Origin of the sequence: Moorella mulderi DSM 14980 (genome assembly GCF_001594015.1) — a bacterium.
GTDB classification, from domain to species: Bacteria; Bacillota; DSM-521; order Neomoorellales; family Neomoorellaceae; genus Neomoorella; species Neomoorella mulderi.
On sequence record NZ_LTBC01000029.1, the window covers coordinates 1 to 6,437 of the forward strand.

At 45.0% G+C, this 6,437-nt stretch carries 6 protein-coding genes and 1 pseudogene; 6 read left to right on the forward strand and 1 reads right to left on the reverse strand.

What is annotated here, in order from left to right; translation table 11 throughout:
• The 6 genes and pseudogenes from MOMUL_RS17425 to MOMUL_RS14890 form a co-directional block, all read left to right on the forward strand.
• Positions 1–334 (forward strand): annotated as a pseudogene (locus MOMUL_RS17425) (ISNCY family transposase); the annotation flags it as partial.
• A gap of 265 nt (positions 335–599) precedes the next feature.
• On the forward strand, positions 600–1,814 hold the full coding sequence (locus tag MOMUL_RS14870) for an FxLYD domain-containing protein (protein ID WP_153018452.1): 1,215 nt from the start codon (positions 600–602) through the stop codon (positions 1,812–1,814).
• Positions 1,815–1,825: 11 nt separating this feature from the next.
• Positions 1,826–2,983 (forward strand): S1C family serine protease, encoded by a 1,158-nt coding sequence (locus MOMUL_RS14875; protein WP_062286168.1) that lies wholly within the window; start codon positions 1,826–1,828, stop codon positions 2,981–2,983.
• Between the two features lie 64 nt (positions 2,984–3,047).
• Positions 3,048–3,935, forward strand: a complete 888-nt coding sequence (locus tag MOMUL_RS14880; protein ID WP_236713138.1) for a thermonuclease family protein — start codon at positions 3,048–3,050, stop codon at positions 3,933–3,935.
• The gene (locus MOMUL_RS14885; protein ID WP_153018453.1) at positions 3,923–4,921 is read left to right on the forward strand and encodes a DUF4268 domain-containing protein; all 999 of its coding nucleotides are present in this window, start codon (positions 3,923–3,925) and stop codon (positions 4,919–4,921) included. Before MOMUL_RS14880 ends, MOMUL_RS14885 begins: the two co-directional genes overlap by 13 nt.
• Positions 4,922–5,150: 229 nt before the next feature.
• A complete protein-coding gene (locus MOMUL_RS14890) occupies positions 5,151–5,849 on the forward strand; it encodes a hypothetical protein (RefSeq protein WP_062286174.1) in 699 nt (232 codons plus the stop codon).
• Positions 5,850–6,102: 253 nt separating this feature from the next.
• Here the strand turns inward: MOMUL_RS14890 and MOMUL_RS14895 are convergent.
• The coding region (locus tag MOMUL_RS14895; protein ID WP_153018415.1) for a DUF1670 domain-containing protein at positions 6,103–6,437 on the reverse strand (335 nt) is incomplete at its 5' end.

Genomic DNA, 6,437 nt, shown 5'->3' on the forward strand with positions numbered 1-6,437 from the left:
CACCATTCACTTCCAGAGTAAGACATATAAAGTTTTAAACCCTAAAGGTGCGCCTTTTATCCCCCTTCGCTCCGTTGTGGAGGTCCTTAAGCCCCTGGACGGTGCTTTGTGCGTTGCTTGGCAGGGCCATATTTATAGCCTTGAGGTATTTCTAGAAAATGCTAAAAGCAATTTAGAGAATAATAGGCCTGCTATGGCTCAAGAAAAAAGCGCGGGCTCTACTCCTTCTATTCCTCGCAGGCCCGCTGCAAATCATCCATGGCGTAAACCATGGAAACCTCGCAGGCCTAATTATACCACGTCCCTGACAGAATCACAGATGTGTTTTACCTGACATTTTCATTGATGCTTGACAGCGTTTGCATTAAACCTTTTTGGCAAAGTATAGAAGGATTTCCTAAAAGGATAAAGAAATTATATATGACAGTTTGTTTTTAAGGGCCAGAAGGAAATTTTTGGCCCCTCAATATTACAATAAATGGTAAAACAAAAAGATAGAGCAGCGAAGATATTTTACGATTTTAGATATGCGCTTATAGAAATCGTTGTATTGGATGCTTTTTGCGTTGAAACTTTATTGGAACGAGGAGAGAATACATGTGTTTTGTCAATATTGTGGTAATAAGATAAAAGATGGGTCTATCTTTTGTGATTGTTGTGGCCATAAATTAGCGTCAACAAAGGATACAATAAGTTTGGGCCAACAACTTTGTGGTCAGGTTAAACAGGAAAAGAGTTTGGAGTCTACAACAACCGAACTTAAAACCCCAGCTAAGAGTAAAAGTATCTGGCTGTTACCTTTAGTTACCGCAATTGTTGTTGCAGTTGCATTAAGTGGATATTATATCTATGAGAAGAATATCAGCCGGCTGGTGGAGCAAAAACGTATGCAAGCAGAAGACTTAGCCTTGAACGGAGAACTGGATACAGCAGAAAAATTGATTAGTGATGCTTTAAAGAGGCGGCCCTTACATAAAACACTCCAGGCGGACCTTGCATATGTTAGGGAAGGTAAAGATATACAAAGTAAATTAAATGAAGCTTGGGAAAATGCAAAAAAACAACAATTCAATCAAGCGCTCTCTTTAATTGAGCAAACGGAGAAAAAAGTGTACGGTAAGGAAGGAGATTTTTATAAATATCTCAGTCAACAAATTAATGATAAAAAATCTGCAGTTAATATCATGCAGGTTAAACAAGAAATGAATAATAAAAATTCTATCGAGGAATTGGCTGCTTTATTGACTAAAATATCTTCTTTTAATGTTAAAGAGGCCCAGGACGTAGCTGAAGTTATAAAATCCAAAATATGCCAACTGATTTATGCTAAAGCTAATGAATTACTAAAGAAAAAGGATTTTAATGGTGCGCTAGCTTTAGTGAAGCAGGGCTTGGATTACGACAGTGAAAATAAGCAATTATTATCATTCCAACAAACCATTGAACAACAGAAAGCAGCGTTTGAGCAGAAAGAACAAATGGTTCTGGAACAAGCCCTATTAGCTGCCGCACGGGAAGAAGCTATAAATCGTACCCAGGCTGTAGAAGTGGTGCAATGTAACGGTAGTGTTACTGACCAGGGTGATTTTAGAGTATGGGGAACCGTACGAAATGTAGCCACACGCCGTATTTACATGGTTGAAATTTACTATACCATCTTTGATTCCAATGGTAACGCCTTAACTACTGATAGTACCTACGTTTATCCTAATTATCTAAATCCCCAAGATCAGGGTAATTTTGACAGCACCATTTATGGTGTATGGCAAGGTAATCAAGTAAAAATTAACAAAATCACCTGGTATTTAAGGTAGTGAAAGGACTTATGAAAGCGGTTAAAGCGGTTAGTGTGAACACCGTGCTGGCCTTCATGCTAAGCGGGTTGTTAATTATGGTAGGAGGATTTGGGCTGGCTCAGATTTACGATAAATTGCATAACCAAGTGGTTATGGAGACCTCTAAACTCGGTCCTATTGAGGAAAACACTGAGCCGGCTAAGGCCAAGGATTTAAAAAGTATTATTGCCGAGAATCAAAAGCTAGTAGTGTATTTAGAGGTTGATTCTGATTATGGTAAGGTACAGGGTTCCGGATTTCTTTATAACCAGCAAGGGGACATAATAACCAATGCACACGTAGTGGGTGACGCTAGAACTTGTCGTGTCAAATTGTCTGATGGCACAGTTTATCAAGGTACAGTTATAGGACGTGGAGGAGAAATTGATGTAGCTCTCGTCAGAGTACCAGAACTGGCTGGCAGGGAACCGATGAAAATTGCCCGGGATAGAACGGCAGAAGTAGGAGATGAAGTGATTGCCCTGGGCAGTCCTCTTGGATTACAAAATACCGCCACTACGGGAATAATTAGCGGTGTCAACCGGAATTTAGATATTGGTAATTATCATTATACAGGGCTATATCAAATTTCTGCTCCCATCTCTCATGGTAGTAGTGGTGGGCCATTACTTGACCGACTTACCGGAGAAGTACTGGGCGTTAATACTGCAGGGGCTGAGGGAGAAAACATTGGTTTTAGCATACCTATAACTCAGGTATTACCTCTGGTAGAAAACTGGTCGAAAAATCCTAATGTATCACCAGCGCTACCAACTACTTCTACTACCAATGAAATTCCCCCAAAAGAATTAGCTATGGCAGCTTCCTACTTGGTAGAGGAGTTTTATACTTGTGTTAATAATGGAGATTATGTAGGAGCCTTTGCTCTTTTAGGAAGTGACTGGAAAGCCAAGCAGCCATACGAAAAGTTTAGGGCCGGCTATTTAAATACACTTTCAGTAAGAATTGAGGATTTACAGGTGTTGGCGGTTAATCAGGATGGTGCAAATATTGGAGTAATAATTGCAGCGCTAGAGCGAACCAAAGAGGGTGAGGAACGCATCAGTTATTACCGGGCAACTTATCAGGTTGGACTAGAGAACGGAAAATTAAAGCTGCTTAACGGTACGGCCAGTAAAATTAGATAGTTCTCCCTGAAAAATATGGGGAAAAAGAAGTAGGACCACCGTCGTTTCTCAGATTAACAATAACGTGAAAAACAAAAAAGATGGGGCAGGAAAGATGCTTTCCTACGGTTTCAGGTATGCGCGTACCGGTATTATTTTATTATTTTTTACGCTCTCCCTAATTCTTGCCGGCTGCGGCAGTGATGCTTCTAGCGGGTCGGTTAGGCAGCAGGCTTCAGGTATTCCAGCCGGAGCTGTTCCGCAGCAGGCAGCGCCAAAGACAAGTGAAAATACCGGGCGGCAGGATACCCTTGCGGCTGGAGATGCGGTAAAGGTAGTACCGGCCACAGTTATTTCGGTTGCCGGCGGCGACACCCTGCATGTTAAAATAAATGGCCGGGAAGAAAAGGTAAGGTTAATCGGGGTCAATACGCCCGAGATCGCCCACCCGGACCTGGGGATTAAAGAGGAGCCTTACGGTAAAGAAGCGGCGGCTTACACCCAGAAGCGGCTGGCCGGGAAACAAGTCTACCTGGAGCTGGATGTAGGGGAGCGGGACAAATACGGCCGGATGCTGGCCTACGTGTGGCTGGAGAAGCCGGCAAACGATAGCGAGGCTGAAGTCCGGGCCAAAATGTACAACGCCGAGCTGCTTTTAAACGGCTACGCGCAGGTGATGACTGTACCACCCAACGTTAAGTATGCCGATCTCTTTGTCAAGCTCCAAAGGGAGGCCCGGGAGGCGGGCAAGGGCCTCTGGGGTGCGGCCGTAACCGCGCCCGTTTCTGCGCCAGCCTACGGCGGTAAAAGCGGCAGCGTGGCGAAATACATTGGTAACTCTAGTTCAAAGAAATTTCACTACCCGGACTGCCGGTGGGCAAAGGAGATAAGCCCCAGGAACAGGGTGGAATTCACATCGCGGCAGGAAGCGATCAACGCCGGCTACCAGCCCTGTAAGGTGTGTCGACCTTAATTTCTAAAAGTCCAGGACAAGAGAAGACTTTCCATGGAAAGGAAATGTATATGATAGAGCTAGGTACGCTTACCGAAGTTGATTTAAGAGAAGTTTGGGGTTATGAAGCAAGGGATTTTACCCCGTGGCTAAAAGAAAACATCGACCGGCTGAATCAAGTGCTGGGGCTCGATATTGAAATAACAGAGCGCGAAGGGGCGGTAGGACCCTTTGCAGTCGACCTGGTGGGAAAGGACCTGGGATCGGGACGCACAGTAATTATCGAAAACCAGCTCGAACCTACCGACCACACCCATTTGGGGCAATTACTCACCTACACTGCTGGCCGCGGGGCCAAAATAGTAATTTGGATTTCCCCACAGTTTCGTGAAGAACACCGCCAGGCCCTGGACTGGCTGAACGAAAATACAGGCGAGGACCAGGCATTTTTCGGCGTAGAAATCAAACTTGTGCGGATAGATACTTCCCGGCCTGCTCCCTTATTTAAACTTGTTTCTCAACCTAATGAGTGGCAGAAAAGCATTGCCGGGTCCAGAACTATAAGTACCAGGGGCGAAGCCTATCAAGAATTTTGGACGACATTCCTGGAGAAGCTTAAAGAACGCGCACCTGGTTTAACTAACGCCAAGAAAGGTTTGCCCCAGAGCTGGTGCAATATAGGTGCTGGTCGGACTGGTTTTGCTTATGCTACAGCTTTTAAGTCTAAGGGAAGATTTAGTGTAGAAGTTTATATTGATACCGGCGAAAGGGAAAAGAACAAGCAGTATTTCGACCAGCTATATGAGCAAAAAGATAGTATAGAAAAGGAACTTAACATGGCTTTAAGCTGGGAGCGGCTGGATAATGCCCGAGCGTGCCGGATAGCTGTTTATAGGGAAGGAAGCATTGAGGACAGTGAGGAAGGACTAAACGAACTTCAAGATTGGGCTATTGAAACCCTAATCAAGTTTAGGAATGTATTTGGTAAACGGATCAAAACGCTATAACGAGATTGAGCCCATTGGTAGATAAGTTGTCACCTTTCTTACGAGTTGGCCGCATGACAAGGATAACGGGATAACCTACCTTTCATTACCCTAATGAGTTCGGGGAAATTCCTGCGGGAATTCTTAAAACCATATTTTGTCCGATGATTTCAGTGCCCCTTTTCATGCAAATTAACGAGAAAAAGTTTTCACGTCTTAACTCCACCTGGAGGGGGAAGGGGGGCAACGATTGACTCATAAGGAGACTCATAAGGAACAAATACTTAAGACTCTTTCTCAAACTGCCGTGCCAGTGTGCGATGATTGTTTGGCAAAGCTCACTGGAATAAGTCCCCGCCAGACGGTTTATCAAAACTGTAGTAATTTGGCAAATAAGCGATTAATCATGCGCGGTCATGGGGAGTGTGCTTTTTGTGCGAAAAAGAAAATAGTTAGTTGGACTGAAAAAGGGATGGAAAATTGCTCTAGCACTCTGGCTCCAGCGAACATTACACAGATAAAATCTTCATTCGAAGAAGAGAAGGCCTCAAAGAATACATTTCCCTGGTATTGGGAGGGGAATGTACAGTCTAAAGTAGTTGCATATCTGGCAGGTCGAGGATATTTCATCCGGAGTGTTACGGATACTGCGTCCAGGGCGCAGGGGAAAGATATAGTTGCAGTTACGCCAGAAGGCAAAGAGTTATGGGTATCGGTCAAAGGATTTCCGGAGAACAATTCCTATACCCAGGCCCGCCATTATTTTGCCGAGGCAGTGTTTGACGTTGTTCTGTACCGCAGCGAAAACCCGGAGGTGGAACTTGCATTGGCCTTGCCCCACGGCTTTTCCACATACGAAAGACTTGCCTTGCGTATTTCTTGGCTTAGGAAGACTCTACCTCTAAAGGTTTATTGGGTAGATGAATCAGGTGATATAAGGGCGGAGTAATTTCATTTCAGGGCGAGAGTGTTTGGTACTTCGCCTATGGATCCAACAGGGATGCCAAGCGAATAAAGACGCGAATAGGACGCCTACCCGACTGCGTACTTGGCATACTAAGGAATTGGCGTCTAGAATTTAACAAAGTAGATCGAATACCGCAGGTGCTGGTTATGCCAACATCGTACCTATTTCCGGACAGGCACGAAGTTGGATGATGATGATGTTTTTAAGTTTATACTTGAGATAACCCCATTAATCCCTAACTGCTCTTTTCCAACTTGATACCCCTTTTACCAATATAGCTGACCAGTGACTCCTCATCTGGGAAGTGCTTTTCCACCAGGGCCAGGTGCTCCTCCAGCAAGCTTTGGCTGTGACCGGTGATCCGCATCATGGCTGAAGCCGGTACGTGGTAGTAGCGTAAGAGCAACACCCGGTCAAACAACCGCAGGTAGTTGTCCACCGCCTCGGGGGTGTGGTAGATCCGCCGGGCAATCTCCTGGGTGGTTAGTCCCTCCAGGGCCATCTCCACCACCAGGGCCTTATGGGTCAGGGTGCGACCCATATCCAGCACCGTACCGGCCGTGGGCAGGA